19 protein-coding genes and 1 pseudogene are annotated in these 16,850 nt (G+C 74.5%); 8 read left to right on the plus strand and 12 right to left on the minus strand.

Annotation, left to right across the window (positions count from 1 at the left end; all coding sequences use genetic code 11):
- The 4 genes from HCJ94_RS09820 to HCJ94_RS09835 form a co-directional block, all read right to left on the minus strand.
- Entirely contained in the window at nt 1–819 is an 819-nt protein-coding gene (locus HCJ94_RS09820) for a sigma-70 family RNA polymerase sigma factor (RefSeq protein WP_168000660.1), read from the minus strand.
- 302 nt (nt 820–1,121) lie between these two features.
- A complete protein-coding gene (locus tag HCJ94_RS09825) occupies nt 1,122–1,733 on the minus strand; it encodes an alpha/beta hydrolase family protein (RefSeq protein ID WP_168000661.1) in 612 nt (203 codons plus the stop codon).
- A gap of 58 nt (nt 1,734–1,791) precedes the next feature.
- Nucleotides 1,792–2,187: a WhiB family transcriptional regulator gene (locus HCJ94_RS09830; protein ID WP_155330434.1), complete on the minus strand. Its 396-nt coding sequence runs from the start codon at nt 2,185–2,187 to the stop codon at nt 1,792–1,794.
- A 194-nt stretch (nt 2,188–2,381) separates the two neighbouring features.
- The gene (locus HCJ94_RS09835; protein WP_168000662.1) at nt 2,382–3,101 is read right to left on the minus strand and encodes an SOS response-associated peptidase; all 720 of its coding nucleotides are present in this window, start codon (nt 3,099–3,101) and stop codon (nt 2,382–2,384) included.
- 104 nt (nt 3,102–3,205) lie between these two features.
- Here HCJ94_RS09835 and aroA point away from each other — a divergent pair, with 104 nt between their 5' ends.
- From aroA to HCJ94_RS09855, 4 genes and pseudogenes are all read left to right on the plus strand, one after another.
- Nucleotides 3,206–4,507 (plus strand): 3-phosphoshikimate 1-carboxyvinyltransferase, encoded by a 1,302-nt coding sequence (gene aroA / locus HCJ94_RS09840; protein WP_168000663.1) that lies wholly within the window; start codon nt 3,206–3,208, stop codon nt 4,505–4,507.
- 97 nt (nt 4,508–4,604) lie between these two features.
- A pseudogene (rsgA, locus tag HCJ94_RS09845) lies at nt 4,605–5,383 on the plus strand (GTPase RsgA).
- A gap of 25 nt (nt 5,384–5,408) precedes the next feature.
- Nucleotides 5,409–6,227, plus strand: a complete 819-nt coding sequence (gene hisN / locus HCJ94_RS09850; RefSeq protein WP_168000664.1) for a histidinol-phosphatase — start codon at nt 5,409–5,411, stop codon at nt 6,225–6,227.
- A gap of 26 nt (nt 6,228–6,253) precedes the next feature.
- Nucleotides 6,254–7,141: a hypothetical protein gene (locus tag HCJ94_RS09855; RefSeq protein ID WP_168000665.1), complete on the plus strand. Its 888-nt coding sequence runs from the start codon at nt 6,254–6,256 to the stop codon at nt 7,139–7,141.
- A 45-nt stretch (nt 7,142–7,186) separates the two neighbouring features.
- Here HCJ94_RS09855 and HCJ94_RS09860 read toward each other — a convergent pair whose 3' ends face one another.
- Nucleotides 7,187–8,389 carry a glycosyltransferase gene (locus tag HCJ94_RS09860; RefSeq protein WP_168000666.1) on the minus strand — a complete coding sequence of 401 codons (1,203 nt, stop codon included), beginning with the start codon at nt 8,387–8,389 and terminating at the stop codon, nt 7,187–7,189.
- A 202-nt stretch (nt 8,390–8,591) separates the two neighbouring features.
- On the opposite strand from HCJ94_RS09860, the gene HCJ94_RS09865 reads away from it, so the two are divergent.
- From HCJ94_RS09865 to HCJ94_RS09875, 3 genes are read left to right on the plus strand one after another with little or no spacing between them, the layout of a single operon-like run.
- Complete coding sequence (locus tag HCJ94_RS09865; RefSeq protein ID WP_168000667.1) at nt 8,592–9,590, plus strand: SDR family oxidoreductase; 999 nt, start codon at nt 8,592–8,594, stop codon at nt 9,588–9,590.
- Between the two features lie 59 nt (nt 9,591–9,649).
- Nucleotides 9,650–10,363 carry an ATP-binding protein gene (locus HCJ94_RS09870; protein ID WP_240944100.1) on the plus strand — a complete coding sequence of 238 codons (714 nt, stop codon included), beginning with the start codon at nt 9,650–9,652 and terminating at the stop codon, nt 10,361–10,363.
- 50 nt (nt 10,364–10,413) lie between these two features.
- Nucleotides 10,414–10,986 (plus strand): DUF5709 domain-containing protein, encoded by a 573-nt coding sequence (locus tag HCJ94_RS09875; RefSeq protein ID WP_168000669.1) that lies wholly within the window; start codon nt 10,414–10,416, stop codon nt 10,984–10,986.
- 31 nt (nt 10,987–11,017) lie between these two features.
- On the opposite strand, the gene HCJ94_RS09880 is transcribed toward HCJ94_RS09875, so the two are convergent.
- Both HCJ94_RS09880 and macS read right to left on the minus strand, forming a co-directional pair.
- Nucleotides 11,018–11,659, minus strand: a complete 642-nt coding sequence (locus HCJ94_RS09880) for a response regulator (protein WP_168000730.1) — start codon at nt 11,657–11,659, stop codon at nt 11,018–11,020.
- A gap of 96 nt (nt 11,660–11,755) precedes the next feature.
- A complete protein-coding gene (gene macS, locus HCJ94_RS09885; protein WP_168000670.1) occupies nt 11,756–12,877 on the minus strand; it encodes a MacS family sensor histidine kinase in 1,122 nt (373 codons plus the stop codon).
- 120 nt (nt 12,878–12,997) lie between these two features.
- Between macS and HCJ94_RS09890 the strand changes: the two genes are divergently transcribed.
- Entirely contained in the window at nt 12,998–13,456 is a 459-nt protein-coding gene (locus tag HCJ94_RS09890) for an ATP-binding protein (protein ID WP_168000671.1), read from the plus strand.
- 105 nt (nt 13,457–13,561) lie between these two features.
- Here HCJ94_RS09890 and HCJ94_RS09895 read toward each other — a convergent pair whose 3' ends face one another.
- The 5 genes from HCJ94_RS09895 to HCJ94_RS09915 all read right to left on the minus strand — a co-directional run bounded on the left by HCJ94_RS09895 (nt 13,562) and on the right by HCJ94_RS09915 (nt 16,837).
- Complete coding sequence (locus tag HCJ94_RS09895) at nt 13,562–14,500, minus strand: ribose-phosphate diphosphokinase (RefSeq protein WP_168000672.1); 939 nt, start codon at nt 14,498–14,500, stop codon at nt 13,562–13,564.
- Between the two features lie 79 nt (nt 14,501–14,579).
- Nucleotides 14,580–14,774: a DUF397 domain-containing protein gene (locus HCJ94_RS09900; RefSeq protein ID WP_168000673.1), complete on the minus strand. Its 195-nt coding sequence runs from the start codon at nt 14,772–14,774 to the stop codon at nt 14,580–14,582.
- On the minus strand, nt 14,771–15,553 hold the full coding sequence (locus HCJ94_RS09905; RefSeq protein WP_168000674.1) for a helix-turn-helix domain-containing protein: 783 nt from the start codon (nt 15,551–15,553) through the stop codon (nt 14,771–14,773). Before HCJ94_RS09905 ends, HCJ94_RS09900 begins: the two co-directional genes overlap by 4 nt.
- Nucleotides 15,554–15,654: 101 nt before the next feature.
- The gene (locus tag HCJ94_RS09910; RefSeq protein ID WP_168000675.1) at nt 15,655–16,488 is read right to left on the minus strand and encodes a phosphoribosylaminoimidazolesuccinocarboxamide synthase; all 834 of its coding nucleotides are present in this window, start codon (nt 16,486–16,488) and stop codon (nt 15,655–15,657) included.
- Between the two features lie 100 nt (nt 16,489–16,588).
- The gene (locus HCJ94_RS09915) at nt 16,589–16,837 is read right to left on the minus strand and encodes a hypothetical protein (protein WP_168000676.1); all 249 of its coding nucleotides are present in this window, start codon (nt 16,835–16,837) and stop codon (nt 16,589–16,591) included.
- Nucleotides 16,838–16,850 lie beyond the last annotated feature (13 nt).

The following is a 16,850-nucleotide window of genomic DNA, read 5'->3' on the forward strand; positions in this document are numbered from 1 at the left end:
TCACACCTCCCGGCCGGCGGCAGCGGTCGAGCCCTTCGACGACGAGGCGGAGCTGAAACCCCGCTCCGCCGCGTACTGCTCGAGCAGCTTGCGCAGATTACGTCGGCCCCGGTGCAGGCGCGACATCACCGTGCCGATCGGCGTACCCATGATGTCGGCGACCTCCTTGTAGGAGAAGCCCTCGACATCGGTGAGGTAGACGGCCAGGCGGAACTCCTCCGGCAGCGCCTGGAGGGCCTCCTTGACGTCGCTGTCCGGGAGCCGGTCCAGCGCCTCCGTCTCGGCGGACCGCAGCCCGCTGGAGGTGTGCGACTCGGCTTCGGCGAGCTGCCAGTCGGTGATCTCGTCGGTCGGCGCCTGGATCGGCTGGCGCTGCCGGCGACGGTAGGAGTTGATGTAGGTGTTGGTCAGGATCCGGTACAGCCAGGCCTTCAGGTTCGTGCCCTGCTCGAACTGGTGGAAGGCCGCGTACGCCTTCAGATAAGTCTCCTGGACCAGGTCCTCGGCATCCGCCGGGTTGCGGGTCATCCGCAGGCCGGCAGCGTAGAGCTGATCGACGAAGGGCATCGCGTCCCGCTCGAAGCGGGCCCTGCGCTCGTCCGTCTTCTCGGTGGTCAACCGCACATCCCCTCGCGTCGGATGCTTTCCCGCCGAGGATACGCGCACGGACCTGGCCGCAGATTCACTTCCGGCGGGTGTGCCCGCGCTCACCGGCTCGACCGGCGGCACCGCCGCGGGCCAGTCCGGCCCCTCGAGCAGCCGGCGCAGCTCCCGCGCGCCCCGCTCGTCCCGTTCCCGGGCCTGCGTCTCGGTCGGCACCGGTCACTCCTCTCGCCAGAAATGTCGTCCGGGGAGTGCAACGCGGGACCACGGGCCCGACATTCCGATCGCCGGCCCCCTTCCTGGTCCCGGCTCGACCTCGGCGGAGACCGACGCTGGGACCAGGAAGGGCCTGGGAGGACCGGCACCGCCGCCCCCAACCGGGCAATACGGCACCATCCGGTGCAACGAGGGTGCCCCATGCGGGTCACGCGCGCCGCGCAGGTCCACCCGTCCGGTCAGCCCTCGTGCGCGATCATGCCGACGTTCCTGCCGATGCGGCGTGGGCCCGGATCGCGGGCTCAGGCGGTGGCCCAGCCGCGGGTGCGGAGCCAGTCGAGGACGACCTCCGCGGTGCCCACCGGATCCTTCCGCAGGTCGTGCCGCTCCCCGGGGCGGGTCACCACCCGCACGGCCGGCCCGGCCTCCGGAACGCCGAACGGGTCCCGGTCGCCGTTCACCACCAGGGTCGGCACGCCGGTCACCAGTTCGTCGGCCCGGGACCGCTCCGGACGGCCGGGCGGGTGCAACGGAAACGCGAGGGCGACCACGCCGTCGGCGCCCACCGCCGTCGCGGTCCGGCACGCCACCCGCGCGCCGCTCGACCGCCCACCCACCACGAGGGGTACGTCCCACCGCTCCCGCAGCGCGGACACCACCGCCGTCCACGCCTCGTCGAGCTGCCCGGCGGGCGCGGGAGCGCGCCGCCCCGCCACCCGGTACGGCTGGGTGACCCGCGCGACCACGAGCCCGGCGACCACCACCGCGTCCCGGAGCGCGACCAGATCCGGAGCCTCGACCCCACCGCCGGCCCCGTGCCCGAGCACCAGCAGGGCGGTGGGCGTCCCGTCCGGGACGTCGATGTCGACCCGGGCCGGGCCACGCGGGGTGGCGATCTCCTCGGTCAGCGGCACAGGCACATTCTGCGGCTGTCCCCGCGCCCGTCTGTGGCAGACCCTCGGACGCGGCGGCTCAGCGGCTCAGCGGCACCAGGGTGAGCAGACGGTCCCGGACCGGTGGACCCGCCTCGTCGGCGGCGTCCGGGTCGGGCTGCACCTCACTGCGCCAGGCGACCAGCATGGCCCGGCGCTCGCGGGGCGTGGTGCCACCCCAGACGCCGTGGCAGTCGCCCACCTCCAGCGCCCAGGCCAGGCAGGAGCCCTGCACATCGCAGCTGCGGCAGAGAGCCACGGCCGCGTCGGCCGGCTCGTTCGGCGCCGGAAAGAACGTCTCCGGATCGACGCTCTGGCAGGTACCTCTGGTGCGCCACGCCTCGTCCTGCCGGCGTTCCCGTAGGGCCCGCAGCAGGCGTGGGTCTCGTCGTGCGGCGGCAACCTCGTGCGGACGGGGCATACGTGCCCGGGTCATCCACCCACCTCCCCCGTGGGACCGGCAAGATCGATGGACGTGTCCGCCCCGTGCGGATCGACGCCCACTACCGGCGCTGTGTTCTATCGCACTTCCGGACGTCAATACAAGGGGTTACGGAGAACATGGGGCAACAAGCACGGCACCTTTCAGCCGTAACTCTGGCAAATCACACCTGCCGATGCCCGTGACCGTCAGAAGAGCGTCAACTCCCCCGACTCGGCGGCACGGGCCGGCGGCACCGGCGCGGCCACCCGCTCGACGAGCTGCGGGCCGTCGTTGCGGACGTCCCCGACGGCCGGCCCCACCGGCCGGATCTCGAGCCCGGCGAGCCACTCCGGCGGTGGCGGGACGAGCAGGCCCTCCGGCTGCCCGGCCGGCGCCAGCCAGGTGCCCCACCGCTCGCGCGGCAGCAGCAGCGGCATCCGGTCGTGCACCTCGGCCAACTCGCCGAGGGCGGCCGTGGTCAGCACGCTGCACGTCAGCAGCGGGCCGCCGGGCCCCTCCCAGACCGACCAGATGCCCGCGAAGGCGAGCACGGAGCCGTCCCGGGGCGTCATGTAGTACGCCTGCTTCCCGCCCGGGTGGCGGACCCACTCGTACCAGCCGTCGGCCGGGACGAGGCACCGGCGGCGGGCGAACGCGCCCGCGTACGCCCGGCTCGTGGCCACCGTCTCGGCCCGGGCGTTGATCATGCGGGCGGCGCCGGCGGGTGACCGGGACCAGGCCGGTACCAGACCCCAGCGGCCGAGCGACAACGCACGGTGGCCCTCCGGGGTGACCCGGACCAGCGGCACCGGGTCGGTGGGTGCGACGTTGTGGTCCGGGCCGAGCCGGCCGTCCGTGTCGTCGTACGACTCGAACAGCGCGCTCAGGTCGCCCGAGGACCGGGTCGTCGCGTACCTCCCGCACATACCGCACACGCTAACGCGCCGGGCCCGGCCCGGCTGTCCCGCTGACCGGGAGTACCGGCGGGCGGCAGGCGTCGCCGGTCGGCAAAGGCGGCAGAATGTAAACCGTGGGGAATCTGACCGCGACCCGGCCGCCGCAGCCGTGGACCGCTCCGACCGCGTCGGACCCGGTCTCGACGACGCTGCGCCTGCCCGGCTCCAAGTCTCTGACCGCGCGGGCCCTGGTCCTCAGCGGCCTGGCCAGCGGTCCGTCGACGCTGGCCGGCCCGCTGCGGGCCCGGGACACCGAGCTCATGGCCGGCGGGCTGCGGGCGATGGGCGCGCACATGTCGATCAGCGACGACGCGCGCTGGCTGGTCCGCCCGCACCCGCTCGTCGGGCCGGCGCACGTCGACGTCGGTCTCGCCGGCACGGTGATGCGCTTCCTGCCCCCGGTCGCCGGTCTGGCGGACGGGCGGATCACGTTCGACGGCGACCCGCAGGCCCGGGTCCGCCCGCTCGGGCCGCTCATCGGCGCCCTGCGCAGCCTCGGTGTCCGGGTCGACACCCCGCCCACCGGGAGCCTCCCGCTGACCGTGCTCGGCACCGGCCGGGTCACCGGCGGGGAGGTCGTGATCGACGCCTCCGCGTCCAGCCAGCTCGTCTCCGGGCTGCTGCTCGCCGCGCCGCGCTTCGACCGGGGCGTGGTGGTCCGGCACGTCGGCCCGCCGGTGCCGTCCGCGCCGCACCTTCGCATGACGGTGCAGATGCTGCGGGCCGCCGGCGCGGCCGTCGACGACGCCACCCCCGACCTGTGGGCGGTCGAGCCCGGCCCGCTCGCCGGCCGGGGCTGGGAGATCGAGCCGGACCTCTCCGGGGCGGTGCCGTTCTTCGCCGCCGCCCTGGTCACCGGCGGCGAGGTGACCGTCCAGGGTTGGCCGCGCAGCAGTGCCCAGCCGGTCGAGCGGCTGCGTGCGCTGTTGCAGGCGATGGGTGGCGAGGTGACCCTGTCCACCGCCGGGCTGACCGTCCGGGGCACCGGCGCCGTGCACGGCCTGACCGCCGACCTGTCCGACGTCAGCGAGCTGACCCCGGTGCTCACCGCGCTGGCCATGCTCGCCGACTCACCGTCGCGGTTCACCGGTGTCGCCCACATCCGGGGCCACGAGACCGACCGGATCACGGCGCTCGCCCGCGAGTTCAGCGCGCTGGGCGCCGACCTCACCGAGTCCCACGACGGGCTGGAGATCCGGCCCCGGCCGCTGCGCGGCGGGGTATTCGAGACTTACCACGACCACCGCATGGCACACGCGGCGGCGGTCGCCGGGCTGGCCGTGCCGGGAATCGACCTGAGCGACGTGGCCTGCACCTCCAAGACGATGCCGCAATTTCCGGCACTATGGTCAGCGATGGTGACCGGCAAGAACTGACGCGACAGGGGGGCGGGTCCTGGCGACCAGACGACGGGAGTACGACGAGGACGACGTCCGGGTCCGGCCCGGGAAGTCCTCACGCCCGCGTACGCGGATGCGCCCCCGCCACGCCGACGCGGTGGACGGGTTCGTCACCGCCGTCGACCGGGGCCGGTACACGTGCGTCCTGCCCGGCGCCGACCCCGACGCGCCGCCGGTGACCGCAATGCGCGCCCGGGAGCTGGGCCGCAAGTCGGTCGTGGTCGGCGACCGGGTCGGGCTGGTCGGCGACACGTCGGGGGCGCCCGGGGCGCTGGCCCGGATCGTCCGGATCGCCGAGCGCAGCTCGGTGCTGCGTCGCACCGCCGAGGACGACGCGACCACCGCCGAGGGCACTCCGGGGTGGGCAAGTCGACGCTGGTCAACCGCCTGGTCCCGGACGCCGCCCGCGCGGTCGGCCAGGTCAGCGCGATCGGCCGGGGCCGGCACACGTCGACCAGCGCGGTGGCGCTGCGGCTCCCGCGGCTCGCCGGCCGCGACGACTCACGGCAACTCCAGCTCGGCGCGTCTGACGCCGCGCCGCGACCTGGAGCCGCCGAGGGCTGGATCATCGACACCCCGGGCGTGCGCAGCTTCGGGCTCGCCCACGTCTCCGCCGACAGCCTGCTGCACGGGTTCCCCGACCTGGTCGAGGGCACGGTCGACTGCCCGGCGAACTGCCCGCACACCGCGGACGAGGAGGCCTGCGGCCTGGACGCCTGGGTGGCCGCCGGCAAGGCCGACCCGCGCCGGCTGGCGTCGTACCGGCGGCTCCTCGCCTCGCGCGCCGGGGAGAGCGACCCCCGCGGCGAGCCCGACCAGCGGAATCCCGGCGACCCGCCGGCCGGGGCCTGACCGGGCCGCCGCTACCGTCTGCGCCATGACCGGGTACGCCGACGACCTCGCCCTCGCCCACCGCCTCGCCGACGCCGCTGACGCGGTCTCCACCGCGCGGTTCCGTGCGCTGGACCTGCGCGTCGACGCGAAGCCCGACCTCACCCCGGTGTCCGACGCGGACACCGCCGTGGAGCGGGAGATCCGCGCGCTGCTCGCCACCCACCGGCCCGGCGACGGCCTGCTGGGCGAGGAGTACGGCGAGCAGCCCGCCCCCGGTCCGGACGGGCGGCGCTGGGTGGTCGACCCGATCGACGGCACCAAGAACTTCATCCGGGGCGTACCGGTCTGGGCCACGCTCATCGCGCTGCTGGAGGGGGACCGCCCGGTCGCCGGGCTGGTCTCCGCGCCGGCGCTGGGCCGGCGCTGGTGGGCGGCGCTCGGTGAGGGCGCGTACGCCGGGCGCGACCTGGCCTCCGGCACGCCGATCCGGGTCTCCGGCGTCACCGGCCTCACCGACGCGAGCTTCTGCTACTCCTCGCTGACCGGGTGGGAGGAGACCGGCCGGCTGGAGGCGGTCCTGCAGATCATGCGGGACGCCTGGCGCAGCCGGGCGTACGGGGACTTCTACGGTTACATGCTGCTCGCCGAGGGCGCACTGGACGTGATGGTGGAGCCGGAACTGTCCCTGTGGGACATCGCGGCGCTGGTGCCCATCGTCACCGAGGCGGGCGGCACGTTCACCGACCTGGCGGGCCGTCCCGCCCCTGGTGACGCCGCGTCCGGCGAGATCAGCGCGATCGCCACGAACGGCCCGCTGCACGCCGACATCCTCGACCGCCTGGGTCGGGCAACCGCGCGCTGACCCTCGCGAGCCTCTATCCTCGCCAGGTGGTCTCCTCCGGTTGGTGCTTCCTCGCGTCGATGATCGTCGCCTACGGGATCGCCAACCTGCTCCAGTCGGTCGCGGCGGCCCGCACCACCGTGCACCACACGTTCGACCCGGGCCTGCTGCTGCGGCTCGCCGGCCACCGCACGTACCTGGTGGGTCTGGGGTGCCAGGTGGCCGGGTTCGTGCTGGCCTTCCTGGCCCGGCGGGACCTGCCGCTCTTCCTCGTCCAGGCGAGCGTCGCCGCCGGGCTCGGCGTGACCGCCGTACTCGGGGTGCTCCTGCTCAAGTGGCGGCTGCCCGCCGCCGAGGTCGCCCTGCTGGTGCTCCTCTTCGGCGGGATCGCCGCGCTGGTGGTGTCCGCCCGGCCGGCGCCGTCGCGGCAGCTGGGCACCGCCGGCCTGGTCGCCCTGGTGGTGGCCCTCGGGGTGATCGCCGTGCTGGGCTTCTTCGCGGTACGCCTGCACGGCGCGCCCGGCTCGGTGGCGCTCGGCTCGCTGGCCGGGCTGGCCTTCTCCGCCGCGGCCGTGGCGGCCCGGCCGCTGGCCTCCGCGGCGTCGGCGGAGGCGTTCCTCCGCGACCCGCTGCTCTACCTGCTCATCGCGCACTCGGTCGTCGGTCAGCTGCTGCTCGGCCTGGCCATGCAGCGCGGCTCGACCACGGCGGCCGTGGCGGCGATGGACGCCGCCGGTGCGGTGCCCGCGGCGATCGTCGGGCTGCTGCTGCTCAACGACAAGATCTGGCCGGGGCGGGAGTGGCTGGCCGGCGTCGGGTTCCTGGTCACCCTCACCGCGGTGATCGGGCTGACGCGGTACGCGGAGCCGCAGCACCACCACAAGGTCGCCGGGGAGCGGGAGCCGGCGATGGTGGGCGCCGGCCGCGTGGGCTGAGCGCGACACCCGACCCGGCGTCGCCCGACGGCACTCCGGCCGGGGTCAGGCCGCCTCGACCGGCCGCCGGCGGCCGACCACCCGCTCGTAGAGCCGTTCCAGCGCGCCGGCGGTCCGGTCCCACGTGTAGCTGCACCGCACCCGGTCCACCGCCGCGTGCCCGTACGCGAAACGCCCGGCGTTGTCGGCGAGCAGCCGGCGCAGCGTCACCCCGAGGGTCCGGACGTCGCCCGGCGGCACCAGCCGCCCGGTCACCTCGTCCACGACCGCGTCGGCGATCCCGCCCATCGCGTAGCCGACGACCGGTACGCCGCAGGCCATCGCCTCCAGAGACACCCGCCCGGCGGACGAGTAGCGCGGGGTGCAGGCCACCACGTCGGCCGAGCGGTACCAGGTGGCCATCTGCTCGTGCGGCACCGCCCCCACCAGGGTCACCTGGTCGGCCACCCCGCTGCGCTCGGCCAGCTCCCGTAGCTGGCGCGCCTCGGCGTGCCCGGCGAGCTGCTCGGCGGGCGGGCCGCCGGCGATCACCAGCTCGGCGTCCCCGACCAGCCGCATGGCCCGGATCAGGTCCTCCTGGCCGTGGCCGGCGTCGAGCGCGGCCACCGACAGGATCCGGGGCCGCGCCTCGCGCGGCGCCGCCTCGCCGTCGGGGTGGAACCGCCCGGTGTCGACCCCGGGGGGCACCAGCGCCACCGACGTGCGTTGCAGGCCCATCCGGGTCAGCTCGTCGACCTCGTCGTTGGACTGGGCCACGGCGATGTCCACCGCCCGGATGAGCGCGCGCTCCAGCGGGATCCGCTCGTCCGGCGCGTCGTAGCGGGGGCCGAGATGGCGGAGCTGCTCCACACCGAGCGAGTGGAAGGTCTGCACGACCGGGATGTCGGTCTCGCGGACCGCGTGCGCCGCGGCCAGCCCGCCCACCCAGTAGTGACCGTGCACCACCTCGGGCGCCCACTCCCCCGCCCACCGGTCGGCCAGCCAGCGACCGAACTCGGCGACGTGCGGGACCAGCTCGGCGGTGGGCAGGCCCGCGGCCGGACCGACCGGGACGCGCTCGACGAGGTACCCGTCGACCGTCTCCGTCGCTTCCTGCCCCGGGGCGTCCCGGCGCTCGTACACCCGGACGTCGTGGCCCCGTACGGCCAGCTCGGCGGCGACCCGCGCGATGTGGTGGTGGGTCCCGACGGCCGGGCCGCCGGCACGCCGCGACGGGTCGGCGTGCGCGCAGACGAGGCCGACGCGCATGGGTCACCTCCAGGGGATCTTCTCCGCGGTGCTCCTCCCGGTCAGAGGGTCCCATTAACCCCGGGCCGGGGAGCCGAAACCTGGCAGATCGGAAAGAGGCTGACGGGTGCCGCGCATGGTTGCCCGGTAGCAAGGATCAAGGGACCTGGATCCGGGCGGGATTCGTCCGCATGACCCCCACCTGGTGGGGTACGGGCGGAGAATGCCTCTCACCCGCAGACTCACCGACGCCGTCGTGGTGATAACCGGGGCCTCCAGCGGGATCGGCACGACGACCGCGTACGCCCTCGCCCGCCGGGGCACCGCCGTCGTGCTGGCCGCCCGCAGCGACCCCGCCCTGCACCGGGTCGCGCAGCGCTGCCGCGAGCTCGGCGGGCGCGCCGCCGCCGTCCCGACCGACGTGACCGACCCGGCGGCCGTGGAGCGGCTCGCGGAGCAGGCGGTGGCGGAGTTCGGCCGGATCGACGGCTGGGTCAACAACGCCGCGGTCAGCGCAGTCGGGCTGTTCGACGAGATCCCCGTCGAGGAGTTCCGCCGGGTGCTGGAGGTCAACCTGCTCGGCGCCGCGTACGGCATCCGCGCCGCGCTGCCCCACCTCGCCGCGGCGGGCGGTGGCGTGGTCGTGAACAACGCCTCGGTGCTCGCCGAGGTCGCCATGCCGTACCAGTCGGCGTACAACGCGACGAAACACGGGATCCGGGGGCTGGCCGACACGGTCCGCCAGGAACTGCGTGTCACGGGTCGGGGTGACATCTCGATCTGCACGGTGCTGCCCGCCACCATCGACACTCCGTTCTTCCGGCACGCGGCCAACCACAGCGGGCGGGAACTGGTGCCACCGCCACCGGTCTACCCGCCGGAGGTGGTGGCGCAGACGATCGTCCGGATGCTGCGGCGACCGCGCCGCGAGGCGTACGCGGGAGGCGCCTCCCGCCTCATCGGCCTCCAGTGGCGGGTCGCACCGGCGCTCGCCGAGCGTGCGCTCGGCTGGTACGCCCACCGCACCCAGTTCGGCCCGGCCGCCCGCCTCGACAGCAGCGGGAACGTCTTCTCGCCCGACGCCGCCGCGGAGCGCAACGGCGGCTGGCACGGCCGGCGCCGGCACCTGGTCCGGATGGGCGCCGCCTTCGGCCTCGCCGCCGCCGGCACGGCGGTCGGGACGGTCGCGGCGATGACCCGACGGGGACGGACGGACCGCTGATGGACCGGGTCGAACAGCCGGATGCGAGGCTCCGCCGGGGCGTGCACAGTAGGACGATCATGCCGACGGACGTGCGCTACCTGGTGGAGACGGACGAGTCCTCCGGGGTGGTCCGCGTGAGCGGCGTGCTCGACGCGTCAGGCATCGGCACGGTACGCGACGCGCTGCTCGGGCGGCTCTGCGACCGGCCCGGCCCACTCGTGGTCGACGTGACCGGGCTGCGGGCGACCGACCCGGCGAGGTGGGACGTCTTCGGCGCGGTACGCCGGGCGGTCCTCGACTGGCCCGCCGCCGACCTGCTGCTCTGCGACCCCTCCGGCGCGGCACGGGACGTGCCGGCCTGGCCGACACTCGACGGCGCGTTGGCGGCCCTCGCGGCCACACCGCTCGCCGCGGTGCTCACCACCGACCTCGAACCGGTGGTGGGAGCCGCCCGGCAGGCCCGTCAGCTGGTCGGCGACGGCTGCGACCGCTGGGGCGTGCCCGAGCTGATTGAGCCGGGCACCATCGCCGTCACCGAGATGGTCAACAACGTGGTCGCCCACGCGCGGACGCCGATGACGGTCCGGCTGGCCCCGCGCGACAGCGCGCTGCATGTGGCGGTCCGCGACCACTCGTCCCGGCTGCCCTCCTTCACCGGGTTCGCGCCGCTGCACACCGCCGGCGGGCGGGGTCTGCTGCTGATCGACACGGTGTCCGAGCGCTGGGGCACCACGCCCGTACCGGACGGCAAGGTCGTCTGGTGCGTTCTGCGCCCCGAGGACCGGAGCTGACGGGCCCGGCCGGCGGTTACGGGGTGGTGGGCAGTGGGTAGAGCACTGGCATGCGCGACGACCAGTACCCGACCCCGGTGTCCGATCCCGAGGCGGAGGGCCTGCCCGATACCGCCGACGACGACTCGACCGCCAACGACGACGTCCTGACCGGGCGCGAGGCGGACGGCCCGGAGCCGGCCCAACTGCCCGGCGACCGGACGCCGGTGGCGGTCGACCGGTTCGGGACCACCGCCGACGAGCAGCTCGACGGCGAGTCGCTGGACTACAAGCTCGGCCGGGAGCAGTACGAACGTCCCGCCGACGACCCGCTGGCCGGTCCGGTCGACCCGGACATCGCCGCGGAGGCGGACAGCGAGGAGCAGGCCGCCCAGGCCCAGCTCGACGCCGACGTGATGGATCCGGGGCCGACGTCCGACCCGAAGTCGCCGGTGTCGCTCTACGACCACGGCCAGCTCGGCAGCACCGCCGACGCGCAGGTGGGCCGGCTGGTGGAACCGGACGAGGGCGCCCACACCGACCAGGAGACCGACTCCATCGCGTACGACGCCGGGTCGGCCGGCGGTGGCGCGACCGCCGAGGAGCTGGCCATCCACGAGACGCGCCCGCCCCACTCGGTCTGAACCAGGACACGTTCCGAGGCCCGACAGCCTCTCAGTCGTCGAGCCCGCGCTCGATCGCGTACCGGGTCAGCTCGACCCGGTTGTGCAGCTGGAGCTTGCCCAGCGTGTTCTGCACGTGGTTCTGCACCGTCCGGTGCGAGATCGCGAGCCGCTCCGCGATCTGCTTGTACGACATCCCCTTGGCTACCAGGCGCAGCACCTCGGTCTCCCGGTCGGTGAGCCGGGGCGTGCCCGCCGCTTCCGGATCGGGAGCGGGTGGGCCGGCCGCCAGGCGGCGGTACTCGCCCAGCACCAGACCGGCCAGCCCGGGCGTGAAGACCGGCTCCCCCGCCGCCGTCCGTCGCACCGCGTCCAGGAACTCCGCCGGGGCCGCGGACTTCACCAGGTATCCGGTGGCGCCCGCCTTCACCGCGTCGAGCACGTCCTGCTGTTCGCCGCTGGCCGACAGCATCAGCACCCGGACCTCGGGCAGCGCGGCGCGCAGCCCGCGGATCACCTCAACCCCGGAGACGTCCGGCAGTTGCAGGTCGAGGACGACCACGTCGGGCCGCGCGGCGGGCGCCACCCGGACCGCTTGACGTCCCTCCCCCGCGGTGGCCACCACCTCGTGACCGGCCTCGGTCAGGTCGCGGGCCACCCCTTCCCGCCACATCGGGTGGTCGTCGACCACCATCACCCGCGCCACGTCGCCTCCTTCACCGCACTCCGACCCGACGCTCCCCGCCGTACCCCGTGTCCCGGAGTCGGCGCCCGGCCGCGCCGGGACGCTTCATGTCCGCTGCCGGGGAACGGTCAGCTCGACCTCGGTCCCCGTGCCCGGGGTGGAGGTGATCCGGACCGTCCCGCCCAGCTCCTCGATGCGCCCCCGGATGGACCGGGCCACCCCCAGCCGCCCCTGCGCCGCCGCCTCGGCCAGCCGGCCGTCGGCGAAGCCGGGGCCGTCGTCGCGGACCGACACGGTGACCGTGTCCTCCTCGTCCTCGACGAGCACCCACGCCCGGCCGCCGGCGTGCCGGGCCACGTTGTCGAGGGCCGCGGCCGTCGCGGCGGCCAGTTCCCGGGCCACCGGGGCGGGCAGTGGCACCGGACCCGCCGGCGCGGACAGCGAGACCGACGGCGACGCGTACCGCCCGAGCAGCGCGCGCAGGTCCGCCGGCCCGTCGTCGGCCGGTGGCGCCGCGGCGCCGGCGATCAGGGCGCGCAGCGCCGCCTCCTGCTCACCGGCGAGCCGGGCCAGCTCGGCGGCCTCCCCGTCGAGGTGGGCGCCGCGCCGCTGCACCAGCGCGAGGACCTGGAGCACGGAGTCGTGGATGTCGCGCGCCAGCCGCTCCCGCTCCCGGGTGGCGGCCTCCAGCTCGACGGCCCGTTGCAGCCGCTCCTCGGCGGTCACCGCGAGCCGGGCCACGTGCCCGACGACCACGCCGGCGAGGAGCAGCAGGATCACGCCGGTGAGCGAGGACTCGCCGATCCGTTCCCGGGTGGCGAGGTCCGCCGCGCCGAGCACCAGCGCGGCGACGGTGCCCCGGCGCCGTCCGCCGGACACCGCCCAGGCCAGCACCGGGCCGGCGAGCCAGGCCACGCCCAGCGTGGGGACGCCGGCGGCGAGCGCCGCCCGTCCGACCACCCACGGGGTCGCGAGGACGACGCCGAGGACGACCCCCAGGTCGGCCAGGAGCAGCGGCCAGCCACGCCGGGACGGGCGCGCGTACCCGAGCGCGGTCACGACGGTCCAGGCCGCCATCACCAGAACCACAGCGGCGGCGGCCAGCGGGTGGGCGTACCGGTCCGCGTGGCGCAGGGCCACCACGCACACGTACGCCAGGGACGCCACCCGGAACACGGCGATGGCCCGCCAGAGCGGGACCTCGAAACCACCGGGGGACGTCGGCACGGTCGACACGATGCCACAGCGCGACGAGCGGCCGGTGGGCCCGGCTGATGCGCGTCGGGAAACGCTGACGTACGGTGGAAATGCCGCGAAAGACACGAGATCCACTGCGGAGACGGGGCCATGACGAACGCAGAACCGGACGCACCGCGTACGGTTGTGCCCATCGACTCTCCCCTCCTGATCGCCGAAGCCTTCGACCAGGCTCAGGTGACCGAGCTACGGCACTCGGTCACCTCCTGCGCGCACGCCTCGGGGCTGCGGGGGCAGCGGCTGGACGACTTCGTGCTGGCGGTCAACGAGCTGATCACCAACGCGGTCCGGCACGGCGGCGGCCGCGGCTGGCTGCGGGTGTGGCGGCAGCGCAGCGCCCTGCTCTGCGAGGTCGCCGATCACGGGCACGGGATCAGCATGCAGCGGCTCAACGACCGCAGCCGCCCCGCGCCGGACACGGCGGGCGGCTGGGGCCTGTGGCTGGCCCGGGAGCTGAGCGACTCGATGGAGGTCGAGACCGGCGACGCCGGCACGATCGTCCGCATCACGACAGCCCTCGTCCCCGCGCCCCAACCCACCCACGACTGACCTCCGGGGGAATCCCCGCGATCTTGCAGTTTCGGCCCCTGGTACGTCCCGTAAGACCGGTATGTCAGGGCAGAAAGTGCAAGATCGCGGAGAGTACCCGGGGGATCAGCCGAACAGGGCACTGACGGACTCGCCGTTGTGGATGCGGCGCATGGCCTCCGCCAGGGCCGGCGCGACCGAGAGGACCCGCAGCTTCGGCACCCGCTTGTCGGCCGGAATCGGCACGGTGTTCGTGCAGACGATCTCCAGCACCCCCTCCTGGTCGCTGAGCCGTTGCAGCGCCCCACCGGAGAAGAGGCCGTGGGTGCAGGCCAGCCGGATCGAGCGGACGTTCAACCTGCGCAGGTGCTCCATCAGCTCGATCACCGTGCTGCCCTTGGCGATCTCGTCGTCCAGCACGATCACGTCCCGGTCCGCGACGTCGCCGATGACCGCGCTGATCTGGACCCGGTCGTCGCTGAAGCGCTGCTTCGCCCCGGCGGCGACCGGCGTGCCGAGCCGGCGGGCGAACGCGGCGGCCTCCTTGGCGTTACCCAGGTCCGGGGAGACCACGACGGTGTTGCTCAGGTCGTGACCCGTGAAGTGGAGGGCCAACTCGCGCAGCGCGTGCAGGTGGTCGACCGGGACGCTGAAGAACCCGTGGACCTGCGGCGAGTGGAGGGTCATCGCGAGCACCCGGTCCGCGCCGGCCGAGGTGAGCAGGTCCGCGACCAGGCGGCCGCCGATCGAGATGCGCGGTGCGTCCTTCTTGTCCGACCGGGCGTACGCGTAGTGCGGCAGCACCACCGTGATCCGGCCGGCCGAGGCGCCCCGCGCCGCGTCGATCATGAGCAGCAGCTCGACCAGATGCTCCTGCACCGGCGGCACCAGGGGCTGGATCAGGAAGACGTCCCGCTCCCGGCAGTTGGCCTGCAACTGCACTTCAAGGCAGTCGTTGGCGAACCGGGAGACCCGGACCGGGTACAGCGGGACACCGAGGTGGGCGCAGATCTCGACGGCGAGCTCGGGATGGGCGGTTCCGCTGAAGACGGCGATGTCACGCACGTCTGCACATCGTACGGACGGCGGGGGGCGGACCGTCGGCCGCCGCGCGGCATCCCCGGGGTCGGGTGGTGTCGACAGCTTAGCCCGCGGACTTGACCAGCTCGACGAAGGAGCGCCACGCCACCGGCGCGAAGGTCAGCATGGCGCCGCCACGGTCCGTGGAGTCGCGGACCAGCACCCGGTCGGGCAGGTTGTCGGCCACCTCGACGCAGGTGTTACCGCCGTTGCCGGACCGGCTCGACACCCGCCACCGAGGGGCGGGGGCAGTGTTCACAGCTCGCTCACCAGCTTCCCGATCAGCTCGACGGACACGCTCGCGGGGAGGGCCTCGCTGAGCAGCGTGTCCCACATGACCCTGATGGTATCGACGGCGTCCGGCCGGTCGACAACCTGACCGTAGACTCCGTCCACGTAGGCCACCTCGTCCCCGTCCGGAAGCGTGGCCAGCACGAAGCCGCCGGCCAGCCCGGGGTGCGCGCCGACGGCGGCCGGGACGACGTAGAGCCGGATGTGCGGCAACGCGGCCAGCTCGACCAGCCGCTCCAGCTGCGCCCGCTGGACGTCCCGGTCACCGACCACCCGGCGCAGGGCGCCCTCGTCCACGACCGCGGTGAACCGCTTCGGGTCCTCGCCGGTCAGCAGCGCCTGGCGGGCCATCCGGCCGGCGACGAGCTGGGTCACCTCGTCGGGGGTGTGCGTGCCCTGGGCGCTGAGCACCGCGTGGGCGTACGCCTCGGTCTGCGTCAGACCGGGCACCAGCGACGGCTCGGACGTGCGGAGGGCGACCGCGTCGGCCTCGATCCCCCGCCACGGCGCGAACCAGGCTGGTGACTGCTGCCGGGCCGCCGCCGCCAGCAGCTCGGCGAGCAGGCCGCCGGTGCCCAGCGCCTCGTCCGCCGCCGTGGCGAACTGGGGCGTCGGCCGGCGCCGGCCCGTCTCGATCGCCGCGATGGTGGACGGACTCCACCTGATCAGCTCCGCGAGGGCCTCCTGGGAGACGCCCGCGCTGGCGCGGGCCGCCTTGAGCGCCCTGATCCACATGTCGCCGTTCATCCGACCGTCCCGAGAGCCACACGAGCACCAAAGGTGACGGGAGCATCCTCGACGGTCACCGGCCGGCGGGTCCAGCCCGACCCGGATAATCGGGGTATCGATCAGTCCCAGCGGTTCCCGGTGAGCTTCTCGTAGACGTCGACGTAGCGGGCCCGGGTCGCCTCGACGACCTCGGCCGGCACCTCCGGCGCCGGACCCTGCCGGTCCCAGCCGCTCGCGGTGGCCCAGTCCCGGACGTACTGCTTGTCGTAGGAGAACTGGGCGCGCCCGGGCTGGTACGACTCGGCCGGCCAGAACCGGGAGGAGTCCGAGGTGAGCAACTCGTCGCCGATCATCAGGCTGCCGTCGGCCGCCCAGCCCAGCTCGATCTTGGTGTCGGCGATGAGGATCCCCCGGTCGGCGGCCAGCTCGGCTCCCCGCCGGTACACGTCCAGGGTGATCCGGCGCAGCCGCTCGGCGGTCTCCGCGCCGACCTTGTCCACCACCTCGGCGAAGGTCATCGGCTCGTCGTGCTCCCCCACCGGCGCCTTGGTTGAGGGAGTGAAGATCGGCTCCGGGAGGATCGAGGCCTCGACCAGCCCGCGCGGCAGTTCGACGCCGGAGACCGCGCCGGTGCGCTGGTACTCGGCGAACCCGCCCCCGGTCAGGTAGCCCCGGGCGACACACTCCACCGGGACCATCTCCAGCCGCCGGCACCGGATCGCCCGGCCGGCGAACTCGGCCGGCACGTCGGTGGCGGAGATCACGTGGTTCGGCGCCAGGTCGGCGAGCTGCTCGAACCACCACAGCGAGAGCGCGGTGAGCAGCTTGCCCTTGTCCGGGATCGGCGTCGGCAGCACCACGTCGTAGATGGAGATGCGGTCGGAGGCGACCAGGATCAGGTCCTCGCCGTCGGCGTAGACGTCCCGGACCTTGCCCGAGTGCAGAAGTTCCACGCGGCCTAGTACACCACGTGGCCTGCGTACGGCCCGCGCCGGTGGCCCGGGGCACCGGCGCGGGCGTTGACGTCCGCGCCGTCGCCAGCAGCCGCCTCGGTCAGCGCGGGCCGCCGCCGCGACGGTTGCGCATCATGCGCAGGATGAGGTAGACGATCACGGCCACCACGGCCAGGCAGCAGAGCAGCCCGAGGAACCCGAAGCCGCCGCCACGGCGCCGCCGGACGGCCTCGACCGCCACCTCACCCGGACCGGTGGACGCCCAGGCGGCCACCGGCACGAACACCGACAGGACGACCACACCGAGGACGGCGCTCAGCCGGCCCCACCACTTGCCGAAAGCAGACATGGCCCCATCCTCG

Origin of the sequence: Micromonospora thermarum (assembly GCF_012034245.1) — a bacterium.
GTDB classification, from domain to species: Bacteria; Actinomycetota; Actinomycetes; order Mycobacteriales; family Micromonosporaceae; genus Micromonospora; species Micromonospora thermarum.